At 69.3% G+C, this 15,492-nt stretch carries 14 protein-coding genes and 3 pseudogenes; 9 read left to right on the top strand and 8 right to left on the bottom strand.

The annotated features are described in order from the left end of the window. Positions 1–8 precede the first annotated feature (8 nt). Complete coding sequence (locus JIW86_RS37560) at positions 9–713, bottom strand: VanZ family protein (protein ID WP_257558791.1); 705 nt, start codon at positions 711–713, stop codon at positions 9–11. Between the two features lie 210 nt (positions 714–923). Between JIW86_RS37560 and JIW86_RS37565 the strand changes: the two genes are divergently transcribed. Beyond that, on the top strand, positions 924–1,766 hold the full coding sequence (locus tag JIW86_RS37565; RefSeq protein WP_257558792.1) for a helix-turn-helix transcriptional regulator: 843 nt from the start codon (positions 924–926) through the stop codon (positions 1,764–1,766). A 3-nt stretch (positions 1,767–1,769) separates the two neighbouring features. Here JIW86_RS37565 and JIW86_RS37570 read toward each other — a convergent pair whose 3' ends face one another. Further along, positions 1,770–3,164, bottom strand: a complete 1,395-nt coding sequence (locus JIW86_RS37570) for an amidohydrolase family protein (RefSeq protein WP_257558793.1) — start codon at positions 3,162–3,164, stop codon at positions 1,770–1,772. Between the two features lie 455 nt (positions 3,165–3,619). On the opposite strand from JIW86_RS37570, the gene JIW86_RS37575 reads away from it, so the two are divergent. Together JIW86_RS37575 and JIW86_RS37580 are read left to right on the top strand one after the other, a co-directional pair. Next, positions 3,620–3,994, top strand: coding sequence for a hypothetical protein (locus JIW86_RS37575; protein ID WP_215140369.1), 375 nt, complete (start codon positions 3,620–3,622; stop codon positions 3,992–3,994). 188 nt (positions 3,995–4,182) lie between these two features. Continuing rightward, positions 4,183–4,572, top strand: coding sequence for an ArsR/SmtB family transcription factor (locus JIW86_RS37580; RefSeq protein ID WP_215140534.1), 390 nt, complete (start codon positions 4,183–4,185; stop codon positions 4,570–4,572). A gap of 142 nt (positions 4,573–4,714) precedes the next feature. On the opposite strand, the gene JIW86_RS37585 is transcribed toward JIW86_RS37580, so the two are convergent. After that, a complete protein-coding gene (locus JIW86_RS37585) occupies positions 4,715–5,911 on the bottom strand; it encodes a serine hydrolase domain-containing protein (RefSeq protein WP_257558794.1) in 1,197 nt (398 codons plus the stop codon). Between the two features lie 462 nt (positions 5,912–6,373). On the opposite strand from JIW86_RS37585, the gene JIW86_RS37590 reads away from it, so the two are divergent. Next, positions 6,374–8,020: a purine-cytosine permease family protein gene (locus JIW86_RS37590; RefSeq protein WP_257558795.1), complete on the top strand. Its 1,647-nt coding sequence runs from the start codon at positions 6,374–6,376 to the stop codon at positions 8,018–8,020. Between the two features lie 135 nt (positions 8,021–8,155). Then, the gene (locus JIW86_RS37595; RefSeq protein WP_257558796.1) at positions 8,156–9,310 is read left to right on the top strand and encodes an acyltransferase family protein; all 1,155 of its coding nucleotides are present in this window, start codon (positions 8,156–8,158) and stop codon (positions 9,308–9,310) included. On the opposite strand, the gene JIW86_RS37600 is transcribed toward JIW86_RS37595, so the two are convergent. From JIW86_RS37600 to JIW86_RS37610, 3 genes are all read right to left on the bottom strand, one after another. Next, entirely contained in the window at positions 9,204–9,815 is a 612-nt protein-coding gene (locus JIW86_RS37600) for an oxygenase MpaB family protein (protein WP_257558797.1), read from the bottom strand. The genes JIW86_RS37595 and JIW86_RS37600 overlap by 107 nt on opposite strands. A gap of 32 nt (positions 9,816–9,847) precedes the next feature. Further along, on the bottom strand, positions 9,848–10,207 hold the full coding sequence (locus tag JIW86_RS37605) for an oxygenase MpaB family protein (RefSeq protein ID WP_257558798.1): 360 nt from the start codon (positions 10,205–10,207) through the stop codon (positions 9,848–9,850). Positions 10,208–10,510: 303 nt separating this feature from the next. Further along, complete coding sequence (locus tag JIW86_RS37610) at positions 10,511–11,734, bottom strand: cytochrome P450 (protein ID WP_257559596.1); 1,224 nt, start codon at positions 11,732–11,734, stop codon at positions 10,511–10,513. Positions 11,735–11,988: 254 nt separating this feature from the next. Between JIW86_RS37610 and JIW86_RS37615 the strand changes: the two genes are divergently transcribed. Together JIW86_RS37615 and JIW86_RS37620 are read left to right on the top strand one after the other, a co-directional pair. Beyond that, the gene (locus JIW86_RS37615; protein ID WP_257558799.1) at positions 11,989–12,414 is read left to right on the top strand and encodes a hypothetical protein; all 426 of its coding nucleotides are present in this window, start codon (positions 11,989–11,991) and stop codon (positions 12,412–12,414) included. A gap of 19 nt (positions 12,415–12,433) precedes the next feature. Next, positions 12,434–12,541: pseudogene (locus JIW86_RS37620) on the top strand (NmrA family NAD(P)-binding protein); the annotation flags it as partial. 351 nt (positions 12,542–12,892) lie between these two features. Here JIW86_RS37620 and JIW86_RS37625 read toward each other — a convergent pair. After that, positions 12,893–13,375, bottom strand: a complete 483-nt coding sequence (locus JIW86_RS37625) for a nitroreductase family protein (RefSeq protein WP_257559597.1) — start codon at positions 13,373–13,375, stop codon at positions 12,893–12,895. Between the two features lie 68 nt (positions 13,376–13,443). Continuing rightward, positions 13,444–13,599: pseudogene (locus tag JIW86_RS37630) on the bottom strand (nitroreductase family protein); the annotation flags it as partial. Between the two features lie 38 nt (positions 13,600–13,637). Here JIW86_RS37630 and JIW86_RS37635 point away from each other — a divergent pair. Further along, positions 13,638–14,111 carry a winged helix-turn-helix transcriptional regulator gene (locus JIW86_RS37635; protein WP_257558800.1) on the top strand — a complete coding sequence of 158 codons (474 nt, stop codon included), beginning with the start codon at positions 13,638–13,640 and terminating at the stop codon, positions 14,109–14,111. A 269-nt stretch (positions 14,112–14,380) separates the two neighbouring features. Further along, positions 14,381–15,423 (top strand): annotated as a pseudogene (locus JIW86_RS37640) (PP2C family protein-serine/threonine phosphatase). Positions 15,424–15,492: the final 69 nt, after the last annotated feature.

Raw genomic sequence — 15,492 nt, forward strand, 5'->3', positions numbered from 1 at the left:
CACGCGGATCAGCCTGCCGGTGCCAGCGCGGGGCGAGGCTGGTCCGACGGCGCTTGCGCCGTGGTGCGCCACCAGCGGCGCGACGCCATCGCGGCCAGCACGGCGCCGGCGGCGTTGACCAGTACGTCGTCCACGGAGGACACCCGGTCCAGCCGCAGGACGTACTGTGCGGTTTCGACCAGGACCGAGCAGCCCGCCCCGAGCGTCAGGATCCGGGGCAGGGACGCCAGCGCCGCGAACCGCATCGGGGCGAAGAACCCCAGCGCCGCGAAGACCAGCAGGTTGCCGACGATTCCGAGCGGCCCCATCGTGACCAGGTCCCGCAGCGGTACCAGGCTCACCCGGGCGGGGACGGTGCCGGCCCCGCCCCCCGGCATCATGGTCATCCAAATGAACGGCGCCGTGCCGTGGACCATGCCCACCTCGGCCAGCGACATCCGCCACGCCGATGTGACGTCGGCGGCACGCCGACGGCGTGCCAGAGCCCACACCACCAGCAGGGCCAACGGCAACGCGACCAACGTCATGAGCACCACACCGTTGAACGTATCGAAGCAGCCGTGCCACCGCCCGGCCATGCACATCGGAGCGGACATCATGAGCGGCCCCCGCACGATGAACACTGCGCTCGCCATGCCGAGGATCGCCAGGCCGAGGAGCACGATCCTGCGCGCGCGGCGGGGAGGTGCTGACATGGAAGCGTTGTGGTTCATGCCCCCATTGGAGACGGAGGGCCGTTGCGGTGGCGTATGCGATTTTCGATACGCCCGCGATACACGCAGCCCCCGGGCATCAGGGAATTGGACGGGGAAGGCGACCCTGGTGAACATCTCGTCGATCCCCGGGAAAGGGAGCCAGGACGAGGCGTGCCCGGGTATGGCGCACCCAGGCACGCGGGATGGGGAGCGGCATAGCCTGGAGGGGTGACCAGCAACCATCTCGGCGATTTCCTGCGCGCCCACCGCGCTCGTCTGCGACCCGATGACGTCGGGCTCGCCCCCTACGGCGCTCGCCGGGTGGCGGGTCTGCGGCGGGAGGAGGTCGCCGTCCTGGCCGGCATGAACAGCGACTACTACGCCCGCCTCGAACAGGGCCGCGAGCGCAGCCCCTCCCCGCAGATCCTCGAGGCCATCAGCAGTGCGCTGCGGATGGACGACGAAGCACGGGAGCACATGTTCCGGCTGGCGGGCATCGCGCCGGACGGTGAGCGGCCGCAGCCGAGGGAAACGGTCAGTCCTGCGCTGCGGCAACTGCTGGACGGACACCGGAACGCCGTGGCGTTCGTCCTGAACCCGGCCAACGACTTCCTGGCCTCGAACGCTCTGGCCGACGCACTGTTCTCACCGTTCGAGAACGTGGACAACATGGCCCGCATGACCTTCCTCGACCCGGCCGCCCGGAGCTTCTTCACGCAGTGGGGGCGGGCAGCCGAGGCAGTCGTTGCCGGACTGCGCCACGCCACGGGCCTCGACCCCCACTATCGGCGCCTGCGCGATGTCGTCGGCTCCCTGGCCCAGGCGAGCGAGGAGTTCGCCGCCCTGTGGTCCGCGCACACCGTGCACGGGAAGACCCGTGACGCCAAGGATCTTCTCCACCCCGACGTCGGGCCGCTCGCCCTCACTTACCAAACCTTCGACGTCCGCGGAGCATCGGGCCAGCAGCTGGTGATCTACCAGGCCGAACCGGGAAGCCCCAGCGATCAGGCACTCGCCCTGCTCGGCAGCCTCAACGCCACATCCCGCCAGGAGTCCGCCACGGAGCAGTAGCACTCAGGCGGTGGGAGTGTGGAGCACGTACTCGCGGGAGGCGTGGACCTCGTCGCGCAAGGCGGCCAGATCGACGTCGAGGACCTGGCCATTCCACTTGCGCGGCTCGCCGTTGATGAGGACGGCGCTGATGTTGCGGGCGTCCGAGCCCAGGACGACGGTGCCGATCGGGTCGTTGAGCGGCATGTTGTTGAGGTCCTCGGCCTGGATGACCAGCAGGTCTGCCTTCTTGCCCGGAGTGAGCGATCCGGTGACGTGCTGCAGGCCGTTGGTGCGGGCTCCCTGGAGGGTGGCGAAGTCCAGTACGTCGTGCGTGGTGATGCGGGCCGGCTGCTGGTCGGTGCCGTAGACGGCGTTGACCGCGCGCATCCGCTGGATGGCGTGCAAGGCCCGCATCTGCGTGAACATGTCGCTGACCAGCGCCACCTCGACGTCGATGCTCAGACCGGGCCGGACCCTGACCGTCAAGGCCTCGTCGACGGCGGGGATCGCGGTTTCCAGCCCGATCTGGGCGTCGGATGTCGGGGCCAGGGAGATGGTCGTGCCGCTCTCCCCGATCGCCTTCCAGGCCTCCTGAGTCAGGCCGGTGGCGTGGATGAGCGTGACGTCCGCGCCGAGGAGGCCCTCCTTCTCCCAGTTCAGTACGGCCGCCGAGGAGGAGGCGCCGAAGACGGCGTCGACGCTCACGCCGATGCCCAGTTCCCTTGCTGTGCGGGCCAGTTCGGGACCGTAGGCGAGGGCGGGCCCGGCGATCTCGTCGGTGGCCAGGGCGGCCAGGCGCAGGGTCAGCAACTGGTCGTCGCCGGCGAAGTACTTCTCCTTGAGGCGGGCCAGGTCTCCGGGCCACTGCTCGTCCCAGTCACCGAAGTGCGGGCCCATCGAGGCGTGCACGCCGCGGATACCGGTGTCGATCAGCGCTTGGACGGCGGCGTCGGAGTGTGCGGGGGTACGGGAGTTATGCGAGAAGTCGAGCATGCACGTGATGCCGCTGTCGATCGCCGTCAAAGCGGCCAGCTTGGTGCCGACGTACATGTCGTTGGGCCGGTAGACAGTGGCGTAGCCGGCCAGAGTGGACATCACGTAGGCGCCGAGGTCGTCGACGTCCGGCATGATCCGGCGCAGCTGGGTCTCCCAGGCGTGCCGGTGCGTGTCGACGAAGCCCGGCGTGAGGATCGTGCCCGTGGCGTCGACAACCACCGCGCCGTCCCGGATCAGGCCAGAACCGATCGCGGTGATCGTCTCGCCCTCGACGAGCAGATCGGCGTTGTGCAGGACACCGCGGTCGGGGTCCATGGTGACGATGGTCGCCCCGGTGAACAGGATGCGCCGCTTCGGGTCGCCGGACCGGCGCTGAAGCTGTTCGAGTACGGCCGGGCTGGTGGTATCGGAGATGGTCAAGGGGAAGTCCTGTCCGTCATGCCAGGGCCGTGGGCCTGTGCAGGGTGGGTGATGACCCCAGCCTCGGCCCACGCGACGGCCGCAACCAGGCCGCCGTCTGCCCAGGTACAGCACGCCCAGGCTCACCGCTCGATCCGTAGCCCGTAGCCCGTAGCCCGTAGCCCGTGGCTCGCTCGGCTACCGCTGGTCGACCAGGAAGACGGTCAGCAGCCGGCCTCGCCTTCACGCCCGTCCGGCGCGAAGGATCCGGGCTCGTCCCGCACAGAGGTAGGTGCGCCGTACAGCGGCCGAGGCCAGGCGAATGATAGCCGGGCAGGGGCCGGTTTCCGCCGAATTCACCATTCAGCACGCAGGTCGCCCCACGCTCAGTAGCTTTTGTCTCACAGACGGTCCGGCCCTCAGTTGGAACCGAGTGCCGGGCGTGGAGAGAGAACAGCAAGGGAGCGCGGACGGCGATGGCGAATGTGGAAGTCTCGTTGAAGGAGACGATGACCTCGATCGAGGGCGCGCTGGGTGCCGCGCTGGTGGACTACACCAGCGGAATGGCCTTGGGCACCCTCGGCGGCGGGAAGGAGCTCGACCTGACGGTCGCCGCCGCAGGCAACACCGATGTGATCCGGGCCAAGGTCCGCACCATGGAAATGCTGGGCATGCAGGACGACATCGAGGATCTACTGATCACGCTCGGCACTCAGTACCACCTGCTCCGGCTGCTCAAGGGCCGCGGGGGCAACGGACTGTTCCTGTACGTGGTGCTGGACAAGAACAACTCCAACCTGGCCATGGCACGCCACCAGCTCAAGCGCATCGAGGCAGCGCTGGAGTTGTAACGCCGCATGATCGGGGCCCACGCATGCCCACAAGTTGAAGACTTCTTCAACCCGGCACATCCGAAACCGGTCAAGTTCGGGCATGCGCGGGCCCATCGGACGCGACGATGGACACCAAAGACCGGCTCGACTCGAAGACCCGCAGCCGCGGCCACGGTCCAAGCAACACAGCAGGAGCGTTCGTGGGAGTGCAAGTACCGCTGTACCAGGCCAAAGCCGAGTTCTTTCGCATGCTCGGACACCCGGTCCGCATCCGGGTCCTGGAACTCCTGCAGGGCGGGCCCATGCCCGTGAGGGACTTGCTGGCCGAGATCGACGTCGAGGCGTCCAACCTCTCCCAGCAACTGGCGGTGCTGCGCCGCTCGGGCATCGTCATCTCCACCCGCGAGGGCTCGACCGTCAGCTACGCCCTCGCCGGCGGCGACGTCGCCGACCTGCTGCGCGCGGCCCGGCGCATCCTGACCGAGCTGCTGGCAGGGCAGAGCCAACTCCTGGCCGAACTCCGGCAGGTGGAACCGGGCGCCGACGCCGTGGGAACGGGACCGGGCACGGGAACGGCTGGTGGCGCGGGCCACTGATCCGCCCGGTCCTGGCGGCAGGCGGTGACGACAGGCGTCACTGCCTGCCTGGACGGGCGGAACTCCCGGCAGGACTCGGCGGCCGCCGCCTCGCTCTCGGGCCGACCCCGGTGCGGGCCACCACCCGGTGGCGGCCCGCCAGTCAGTGCCCCTTGAGCAGGGCGCAGGCGAAATCCTCCTGCACGGTACGCAGCCGGGCCAGCAGGGCGGGCTTGTTGCTCTTGCTGGTCTGGGTGTTGATGGAGAAGGTCAGCGAGCGCGTGCCGTCGGGGGTGGTGGCGGCGAGCTGGGTGTAGCCGGGGAAGTTCCCGGTGTGGCCGTAGAGGACCCCGCAGCGGGTGGTGTACTGGAAGATCGCCAGCCCGGCGGCGTTGGTGCCGGGGCCGGCAGGCTCCGAGGAGTCCCCGGGGCGGAAGGTGAGCTGCTCCTTGCGGGTCTTCTCCGACAGCAGGGTGGGGCCGCCGTAGGCGCGGATGAAGGCGCCCAGCTCGTTGGGCGTGGAGACGATGCCGCCGGAGGCCCAGACGCTGGAGGCGCCGAGGGCTTCACTGATGTCCTCCGGTTCGGCGGGCGGGAGGACGTCGTAGCCGTGCAGGTAGGGCCGTGGGAGCTGGTAGCCCAGGGGCAGGCTGGTGCGGCGCAGACCCAGCGGGCGGTAGACGAGGTCCTTGAGGAGGTCCTCGTAGCGGCTGCCGGTGACGGCCTCGGCCATGAGCGCGACGGCGATGTTGTCCGAGTTGGAGTACTCGTACAGGGAGCCGGGGCTGAAGAGCAGCGGCTCCCCGGCCACGAAGTCGAGGAGCGTGCGCGGGTCGAAGACGTGGTGCGGGTCGGCGCGGAGGATCTCCACGAACTCGGGGGCGGTGGTGTAGTCCGGCAGGCCGCTCGTGTGCTGGAGGAGCTGACGCAGGGTCACCGCGTGCCAGGCCTCCGGCTGGTCGGGCAGGAGCTCGCCGATGGTGTCGTCGAGGGAGAGCCGGCCCTGGTCGACGAGCTGGAGGGCGACGGCCCCGCTGAACGCCTTGGCGATGCTGGCGATGCGCATGTGGTCGTCGGGGTGCGGCGGTCGGCCGGTCGCGATGTCGCCGACACCGGCGGTGTACACGTCCGTACGCCCTCCCCGGGTGAGGAGGGCGATCACCCCGGGCGGGCCGTCGTCCTGGGCGACGAGCCGGTCGAGCTGCTGCTGGAGGCGCTTGTCGTGGCGCGGGCCGCCATCAGCCGGACCGGGGTCGCCGGCTGCCTGCGCGGGCTGCAGCAGCCCTCCGAGCGCGGCGGCGGCGAGGGCGGTGGCGGACAGTCCGGTGCGGAGGCGGCGTCCGCGGGCGAGGGTCAGCACGTGCGTGTCTCCTGGTGTGCGGTGGGGCGGCGGGGCCGGCGAGACCCGAGCCGTACATCAGCCTGCCTAGCAGCCCGCGCCCCGCACCGGGGCCCACGGCACGCACCGGTACCCCCGGTTGGCTGCGTAAGTCGCAACCGGGCTGCGGCACACCTTCAGCACCGTTGGGCCGAGGTCGCACCCTGGGACACGGTCCAGGACAGCAGCAGACGCACCTGCGCCGCGTGCGGAGTATGTACGCAGCCTGCGGAAACACGGCGTTCACCACAACGCGCACCCGGGGTAACAAGCGCTTTCTAGCGTGGCCGACCGTGGGATCACAGCCATATACAGGGCCGACGGAAACCACTGATGACGGCCCGTCATCCCTTCCCCGTCCTGTCAACGGCGCCACACGGGGCTCCCCACCGCATCGCAGCACCTGCACCTGCACCTGCATCCAGCCCCACCGGGAGGCGTGGCATGAGCACCACCGAGTCACGGCAGATCACGACGGACACGACGGAGCCCGCTGCCGACCAGGCGGTCAAGGAGACGCTGGAGGACTACACCCTCCGTTTCGCACCCCGCAGTTACCGCCGCTGGACCCCCATGGTCGTGGCCACCACGGCCCTCGGCGGCATCGCCTACATGGCCGACTTCTCCATCGGCGCCGGCATCGGCCTGGCCCACGGCACCAGCAACGCGCTCATTGCCATCACCGTCGCCGCGGTCGTCATCTTCATCACCGGCTTCCCGCTGGCCTACTACGGCGCGCGCTACAACATCGACCTCGACCTGATCACCCGCGGCTCCGGCTTCGGCTACTACGGCTCGGTCCTCACCAGCATCATCTTCGCCAGCTTCACCTTCATCTTCTTCGCCCTCGAAGGCGCGATCATGGCCCAGGGCCTCAAACTCGGCCTCGGACTGCCGCTCTGGCTGGGCTACGCCGTCTCCACGCTCATGGTGATCCCGCTGGTCGTCTACGGTATGAAGGCGCTCAGCAAGCTCCAGGTGTGGACCACCCCGATCTGGCTGCTGCTCATGGTCGGCCCGCTGGTCTACCTGATCGCCAACGACCCCGGCACGGTCGACCGCTTCCTGGCCTACCCCGGCACGAACGGAGACGGCGCCGTCAACACCGCCTCCGTCCTGCTCGGAGCGGGTGTGTGCCTGTCCTTGATCGCGCAGATCGGCGAGCAGATCGACTACCTGCGCTTCATGCCGCCCAAGACCGAGGCGAACAAGCGCACCTGGTGGACCGCCGTGATCATGGCCGGGCCCGGGTGGGTCGTGCTCGGTGCGCTCAAGCAGGCCATCGGCGTCTTCCTCGCCGTCTACATCATCGCCGAGGTCGGACCGGCCGCTGCGCCCGAGCCCATCCAGCAGTTCCGCGGCGCCTTCGACGCGATGATGCCGTCCTGGATGGTCATCCCGCTGGCCGTGGTCCTGGTGGTCATCAGCCAGATCAAGATCAACGTGACGAACGCGTACTCCGGCTCGCTGGCCTGGACGAATTCCTTCACCCGCGTCACCAAGCACTACCCCGGCCGCATGGTCTTCGTCCTGGTCAACCTGGCCTTCGCACTCGCCCTGATGGAAGCCGACATGTTCAGCTTCCTCAACAGCATCCTGGGCTTCTACTCGAACTGCGCGATCGCCTGGGTGGTCACCGTGGCCACCGACATCGGCATCAACAAGTACGTGCTGAAGCTGTCCCCGCTCCAGCCGGAGTTCCGCCGGGGCATGCTCCACGCGGTCAATCCGGTCGGCGTCGTGGCCTTCGTCGCCGCCTCCAGCCTGTCGATCGCCATGTATTTCCACCTCCTCGGCGACACCCTCCAGCCGTACTCGCCCGTGGCCGCAGCCGTCATCGCCTTCGTCGTCACCCCGCTGATGGCCGTGATCACCAAGGGCCGCTACTACTTGCGCCGCACCGAGGACGGCATCACCGAGCCTCTGCTGGACACCGACGGCAACCCGAGCGCGGTCACCCTCGACTGCCACGTCTGCCGTCAGTCCTACGAGCGCCCCGACCTCACCGCCTGTGTCACCCACGACGCGGTCGTCTGCTCGCTGTGCCTGAGCACCGACAAGGTCGGCGACCACGTCCTGCCGGCTGGGTAGCCGTGACCTGAGGCGCTGGTTGCGGTTGTCGTGGGTGACGCCTCGCGTTCCGTGCCAGGTGCTTCTGTGCAGTGGGCGAGGCCCCAGGGAAGGCGTGCGATGACGGAGCCGGCCGGGCCATTGAGGTTGCCGTCGTTGACGGGTGTCCGCTTCGTTCTCGCCCTCGTGGTGGTGCTGAGCCACGTGTTCCATGTGTCCGGGCTGTTCGACGGACCGTTGCAGATGGCGCTCGGGGGACTCGCGCCGCTGGCGGGCACGGCAGTGACTGGATTCTTCGTCCTGTCGGGTTTCGTCCTGACCTGGGCGCACCGTCCCGGGGACCGGCCGCGGGCGTTCTGGCGGCGCCGCTTCTGGAAGATCTTCCCCAACCATGTCCTGGGCTGGTCTCTCGCGGTGGTGTTCTTCGGGTGCACGGGCGCGGGGCGGGTGCTGAGCATGGAGACCGGCCATGGCTCGGGCGCCGCTGTCACCGGCCTGTTCCTGCTGCAGGCCTGGGTTCCGGACGCCAACTGGTTCTTCAGCTTCAACACTCCGGCCTGGTCCATCTCGTGCGAAGCGTTCTTCTACGCGTTGTTCCCGGCCCTGCTGGCTTTGACGATGCGCATTCGCGCCCGCCGGCTGCGCGCGGTGTGGGTGGCCGTCGTCCTGGTCATCCTGGTCCTGCCGGCCGTCGCCGGGCGCATCCCCGGGCCTGCCCTGTATGACTGGCTGCCCGTCAACGAGAACAGTCTGTGGTTCGGCTACGTGCTGCCGCCCGTCCGGCTGCCGGAGTTCGTTCTCGGCATCGTGACCGCGAGGCTGCTGCAGACCGGCCTCCTTCCGCGCCCGACGCGCGCGTGGTCGCGTGGTCTGCCGGTGGCGGTCCTGGCCACGCTGCCCTTCGTGCCGCCGCAGTTCGCGCTGGGCGCGGCGATGGCCGCTCCCATGACGGTGGTCATCGCCGGCCTTGCCCTGGCCGACATCGAAGGGCGCTCCGGCTTCCTGGCCCGGCCCACTGCCGTCGCGCTCGGTGATGCCTCGTACGCCCTCTACCTCGTCCACTTCCCCCTCTTGCTCCTCGCCCGCTGGCTGGCGGGTCCCGAGCGCACATTCGGCACCTGGACGGGCGTCCCGCTGGCCCTCGGTCTGACCGGCCTGTCGGTGGGTGCGGCCTGGGTGGTCTACCGCTGCTACGAACGCCCGATCACTCGCGCCTGGAGCCGTAAGGCCCTGCAAACGGTCTGCTCCGCTCCACTGCCCACCCCCGCACGGCCACGCGAGGAGCAGGCCGACCGAGCCCACCACGAATGACGCCACCGATGCCGACCCCACGGACAACCCGTGGTCCGGTATCGAGGCTTGCCCGGACCACAGTTCCGGCTACTTCCCCGACAGGAGCGCTTCTCGGGAGAACGGGTCCGGGATGCGCGGCATGGTCGACGCAGCCTCCGGCATGGGGGGTGTTCGCGCGGGCCCGGGCCGTCTCCAGAATGGGCGAGGGCTCGCAGCCGAAGCGCAGGACAGCGCCCAGGGCGTGGGCAGCGGCGCGGTGCAGCAGGTCGAGGACCGGGCCGGGGTGGTTGAGGTTCAGCTGTGGTGGGGCCCAGACGGGCAGAACCCGTACCGCGGCGTTCATGAGGATGCGCACGGCCGTACGCTCCAGCGCGTCCTGGCCCAGACCGCGAAGAAACCGGACGGTGTCCACGGCCGCGTCGCTGGGCGCGAGGTCGCGGCGAACCGAGGCCAGGTAGGAGCGGACCTCGTCGGTCGAGGCGGGGACGGAGGAGGCGCCCAGTTCCTCGGCGATGACGGCCATTTCCCGGAAATACCGATCGCACTGCACGTCCGTCAGCGGGCTTCCCCGTATGCCTGATAGCCCGACAGGAAGCAGCTCGCCTCAGCGACGTGCACCCACGTGAGCAGAGCCGGATCAGAGGCCGCGTACGGCCGTCCGTCGGGCGCGGTGCCGCGGACGGGTCCGTGGCGCCGGCGGACCCTGGCGATGGCCGCCCGCGCCTGTTGGCACGACCCGAAGCTGGTCACCGCGATGAATCCCGTGGTCTGGTTGAGGCGGCGGACCGGGTCCTGCCGGTATGAGGAGTGCTGATCCACACCCGCCATCGCCAGCGGGTGCAGGCACTGTAAAACGAGGGACGCGAACCCGCCGGTGAACATCCCCAGCAGGTTGCTGTGGACGCGCCAGACCATACTGTCAGGGCCGAACAGCCCAGGGTCGCCCGCCGGGCCGGCCAGGCGCGAGGACAGATCACCCCCGTACACCGTCGTCTCGACACGAGCACGGATCCGCGCTGCCGCCACCGAACCCACACGTACCAGCCTCCCCAGTCGGCCAAGGAGACCCCGCCGAGGTAGCGGCCCGCTCCCGGCAGCTCGACGAGCCGCTCATCAAGCTCAACCACTGGGGGTGGAAGCGTTACGCCACCGCCACCCTCCGAGGCGACACCAACCCGCCGTTGCCAACAACAGAGGCATCTCCCGCGCAGGAGGTGTTCACCAAGTCGCGTACAAGGTCTGCGGGGAGCGGTGGATCAAGGTGGGGCGCATGGTCGGCGAGGGAGCGTCGGGATCCAGGCGGAGGCCTGGCAGTCGACGGGTGAACACCTCCAGGGTCAGGCGCAGTTGTTCGCGGGCCAGCTGTGAGCCGGGGCAGCCGTGGGGTCCGTGGCCGAAGGCCAGGTGGTGGTGACGGGCGGGGCGGCGGATGTCGAACCGGTCGGCGCGCTCGTACCGGTCCTCGTCCCGGTTGGCCGAACCGTAGGCGACCAGCACCGTGGCACCGGCGGGGAGTTTCGTGCCGGCGAGGGACACCGGCCGGGTGGCCGTGCGGCGGAAGGCCTGGACGGGCGTGTCAAAGCGTGCTGCTTCCTCCACCGCGGCCGGGATCAGCGCGGGATCGGCGCAGAGCATCTCCCACTGCGGCCGGTCGCGCAGCAGATGCAGCAGAGTGGTGCCGATCATTGCGCTGGTGGTGAGGAATCCGGCGATCAGGAGGTTCTGGAGGCTCGCCACCAGTTCGTGGCGCTGCTCCAGGGTGAGTTCGCCGCCGCCGGGAGCGAGAGTGGCCACCATGGCCGAGCACAGGTCGTCCCGGGGAGCGGCGCGCCGGTCGCGGATGTATCCGTCCAGGAGGTGCTGAAGCGCGACGACGTCCGCGGCGGCGGCCGACTGAGCCTGCGGCGGCATGGGCCTGAACAGCAGCTCTTCGGCCCGGTACCCGCCGTGCACCGCGGCCGGCACGTCCGCCGGGTCCAGTCCGATCAGCCGGCCGACCACCTGCCCGGGCAGCCGACGGGCGTACGCGTCCATCAGCTCGGCCGATCCGGTCGCCGCGATGCCGTCCACCAGTTCCCGCGCGCACTCCCGGGCGTACGGCAGCAGGGCCGCCACGCGTGCGGCGGACAGCCCGCGGTTCAGCACGGCCCGGTGCCGCCGGTGGTCGGCGCCGTCCGTGGTGACGACGGTGGGGCGTGGTGCGAACCCCCGCGGCAGGACGCCGAGCGCCGCTTCCGAGAGCGGGATGTCCGGCAGCAGGGCGTTCGCGGAGGAGAAGTCCTCGGCGCGCAGCAGCACTTCCCGTACGTCCTGGTCCCGAGCCACCAGCCACGCGTCGAACTCGGGTACGTACGTCAGTCCCTCGGTCCGGCGGGCGCGGGCGTAGAGCGGGTACGGGTCGAGGTACAGCTCATCGCGCCTTGTCTGGTCGTGCGACGGCACACGGGCCTCCGGGTCGCGGTCGGTAGCGGGGCGCGGGGCGGCAGCCCGCACGGGTGTACTCCGCTGCCGGGCCATGATGCAGGAGCCCTGCTGCCCAAGGAAGTACGCCTCCGCGCCCGCCGGAACGGATCGCCGGCGTGCCCCGCTCTACGGCCCGTTCGATTCCGGCCTCCGATTGGCGGATGTTGTCGGAGCGCGAGTCCGCATGCCCGGCTAGGGTGAGATCTCCTCAACTAGCTTCGTGGAGACGGAACATGCGCATACCTGCCCTGTCTGTCACCGTCGCGGTGGTGGCCGCGACGATAACGGGAGGAGCGGCTCCGGCCGCTGCCGACACGGTGCTCAGCACGGTCCCCCTGGAGGCCGGTACCGGCCTCCACCACAATTCCGCGACTGTGACCTATGAGCGAGTCGACGGCGCGGTGAACTCGGTCAAGATCATCTCGTTGAAGGCCTACTCCGGCGAGCCCGACTGCGTCTGGGTGGAGTGGAACGACCCGAAGGACCTGGGGGACGGTTGGACCGCCCTCAACTCCGAGCCTCCGTGTTACGGCGGCAGCATGGGGGAGACGCTCAACCGGATCATCAAGGCGCCCAAGGGTCATCAGCTCAAAGTGCGTCTGGCCGCTTACCACGACGGCGGGATCGAAGTGATCCACAAGGACATCGCAAAGCTCTAGCCGGACCGTGCGGCAGGGGATGACGACCGTAGTGGTGACTGGCGCGACCGGGAACGTCGGACAGCACGTTGTGAGCGAGTTGCGCCGGCGAGGCATCCCCCACCGCGCGCTCACCCGCGACCCGGAACGAGCCACTGCCGCACTCGGCCCCGGCGCCGACCTTGCGCAATCAGCACGGCCGCATCGAGCACCGCCTGCGCTCGGCGGGGATCCCTTTCGTGATTTCACCGAGGTCGCCCACCGGCTCTCCACCGCCCTTGGACGGACGGTGGAGTATGTCGCTGTACCCGACGAGGCAGCCCTGGCCGGCAGTCAGCGGGTGGCGGCCGGCGCGGCAGAGTGGATCCCGGCACAGGGCCTCGCCGCCTGCGGGATCAGCACCGGGGACCGACGTGGCCCTGCCCGGCCGCGGACACGCTGTCCTCGACTGCGCAGGCAGCCGCTGCCTCAGCGGATCGGTGTTACCGGTGCAGGGCACCTATTCCTGGCGCGTGTCATTCCCCGCCCCGTCGGCTCCGTACGATTCGCGGAAGACGGTGCGCTCCCGGGCACGCCGACCTGGATGGCGCTGGTCCTCCGCCGGGTAGCCGACCGACACCAGCAAGGCAATGGCCAGGTCGTCACGGCCACCGATCCCGATCACCTGCTTCACCTTCGCCTCGTCCCAGCCGTTCATGGGCGAAGTCGCCAGGCCCATCTCCGTGGCGGCAAGCATCACGAAGGATGCCGCGATCATGGCGTCCTTGACCGCGTACTCCCGGAGCAGACCTCGCTGGTCGAGATCCTCCTGGAACACCCGTGACGCGGCGGAGAACATCGCGACGAACTCGTCGTTCCACGCTCCGCTGCACCGCGCCTGCTCGTAGACGTCGCTGTGGTCATCACGCCAGGACTGAGGCTCGGCGACGAAGACCAGTACGACCGGAGCCTCTTGCGGCTGGGGCTGGCCCCCGTGGCCCATGCCAGTCCGGCAAGGCCCTCGTCTTCGCATACCGCAACGATCGACCGGTCCTGCAGGTTCCAGCTGGTGGGGGCCTCGACGGCGAGACCGAGAAGCGCGTCGAGCGTGGTCTCCGGGATCGGGTCGGGCAGGTAGTGGCGGACGGTGCGGCGGGTGCGGATCGCTTCTGCGACAGACATCGTGGGACTCGTCATGTCACTCACTATTGGAGAGTCACTCTTCATCGGGAAGAAGGCACTATTTTGTGCGTTACTCTCCCCGCATGAAGACCACTGTGGAATCGTCCGGGCTGCCGGCCGATGTCTACTCCGCGAAGTGCCCCACACGCCAGGTCCTTGATCACATCTCCGGCAAGTGGACCATTCTGGTCGTGGACGCCCTCCTCGAAGGCACCCTGCGGTACACCGACTTGAGCCGGCGCATCGAGGGCGTGTCGCAGAAGATGCTCACTCAGACTCTGCGCGGCCTCGAAGCCGACGGGTTCGTCGCCCGCACCGTGTATCCCACCGTTCCGCCCCGGGTCGAATACGACCTGACGGAGCTCGGCCGCAGCCTCGCGGAGCCGATCACCGCGCTCCGCCAGTGGACGGAAACCCATATCAACGAGATCGAGCGGGCCCGGGCCCGGGTCACGTCAGAGGCTGGGAAGGCCCCTGAGCCCCAGCACGGCCGTGCCGGACGCGGCCAGCCTTCGCTGGATCGGCGTAGGTGCGCAGCCGCGCCCTTTGCGGGGTGAGCAGGTCATCAGGGACGCGGAAGGGTGCCCTCACCTTTCTATTGCGACACACGTTCGATTGGCTGCGCGAGTGGCCTGTCAGGTCAACGGCCGTACCAAACTTTGAGTGGCGCGGGCCGTAGGGGGCAGGGCGCTCATCGACTGCGGAAACGGCAGGGGCGGGGCGGCCGACTCTGTTCGTCAGGGCGCTATGCCCCCATTGCGCAGATATTCTGGGAAGTGTGATCGAGTCTGGACGGCCGTGGCTCCGCCGGCGCTACGGCCGGGGGATGCTCGTGCGGCTGTCGCCGGTCATTCTGACCGTCGTAATCGCCAGCCTGGCCTACACCACTCCGCCGGAAATGGCCTTCAGTCGTCTCCTGCCGGCGGCGCCGGCCCTGGCAGCCGCCATGTGGCCGGTCCTGCCCACCGTCCTGCTCGGGACGGTCTGCCTCTTTCTGATGATCGGCCTCAGCCTCGTCTTCCCCGACCTGGGAACGTGGTGGACAGCCGCGGGGATCATCGCGGTCACCGTGGCCGCCGCGTACGGAAGCCATGTCCGGCTGCAGCGGGAGCGCACCCTCTTCCAGGTACGGCTCGTCGCCGAAGCGGCGCAACAGGTGGTGCTGAGCCCTATCCCACGCCGCTTCCGGAACGTCGAGATCGAGTCGCTGTACCTCGCGGCCGCGGCGGAGGCGCGCATCGGCGGAGACTTCTACGAGGTGGTCGACACGCCATTCGGGGTCAGGCTGCTCATCGGTGACGTGCGGGGCAAGGGCCTGCCGGCAGTGGGGGCGGCCGCTGCGATCGTCAACGCCTTCCGGGAGGCGGCCTACGGTGAGGCCGACATGGTCAACGTCGCACGCAGGCTGGACGCCAGCAGCACCCGTTACAACGCCGCCTTTCCCCCCGAGGGGCCGATGGAGCGCTTCGCCACCGCCCTCCTCGTCGAGATCCCGCACAAAGGCAGACGTATCGACATCCTCAACTGCGGACACCCCCGCCGCTGCTCCTGAGCCGCAGAAAGCTCCGTGTCCTCGAGTCCGACAACCCCTCGCCACTGCTCAGCCTCGCGGAGCTCATCGGCGATCACTACAGCGTCGACACCTACGATTTCGCCCCCGGCGACCTGCTGCTCCTCTATACCGACGGGATCGCCGAGGCCCGCGCCCGCGACGGCGAGTTCTTCCCGCTGGCAGCTTGGATGCGTCGACAGCCCCCGACACCGCCCCGCGAACTGCTCACGGATCTTCACCGCGACCTCCTCCGCTACACCAGAGGACGCCTTGACGACGACATCGCCGCCCTTGCCGTACGCCTGCGTGAGTCCTGAGGCACGGAGTCCCAGCGAGCGGCCCGCACCGCTCACGCTTGATGGCACGCACGCGAGAGTTGAACGTCA

Source organism: Streptomyces sp. NBC_00162 (assembly GCF_024611995.1).
Lineage (GTDB): Bacteria > Actinomycetota > Actinomycetes > Streptomycetales > Streptomycetaceae > Streptomyces.

Excerpts from the sequence above, each read along its gene's own strand:
- JIW86_RS37590 (WP_257558795.1), top strand. The coding sequence starts at position 6,374 with ATGAGCACCACCGAGTCACGGCAGATCACGACGGACACGACGGAGCCC.
- JIW86_RS37625 (WP_257559597.1), bottom strand. The coding sequence starts at position 13,375 with ATGGGCCACGGGGGCCAGCCCCAGCCGCAAGAGGCTCCGGTCGTACTG.
- JIW86_RS37605 (WP_257558798.1), bottom strand. The coding sequence starts at position 10,207 with ATGGTCTGGCGCGTCCACAGCAACCTGCTGGGGATGTTCACCGGCGGG.
- JIW86_RS37635 (WP_257558800.1), top strand. The coding sequence starts at position 13,638 with ATGAAGACCACTGTGGAATCGTCCGGGCTGCCGGCCGATGTCTACTCC.
- JIW86_RS37575 (WP_215140369.1), top strand. The coding sequence starts at position 3,620 with ATGGCGAATGTGGAAGTCTCGTTGAAGGAGACGATGACCTCGATCGAG.
- JIW86_RS37615 (WP_257558799.1), top strand. The coding sequence starts at position 11,989 with ATGCGCATACCTGCCCTGTCTGTCACCGTCGCGGTGGTGGCCGCGACG.
- JIW86_RS37600 (WP_257558797.1), bottom strand. The coding sequence starts at position 9,815 with ATGGCCGTCATCGCCGAGGAACTGGGCGCCTCCTCCGTCCCCGCCTCG.
- JIW86_RS37560 (WP_257558791.1), bottom strand. The coding sequence starts at position 713 with ATGAACCACAACGCTTCCATGTCAGCACCTCCCCGCCGCGCGCGCAGG.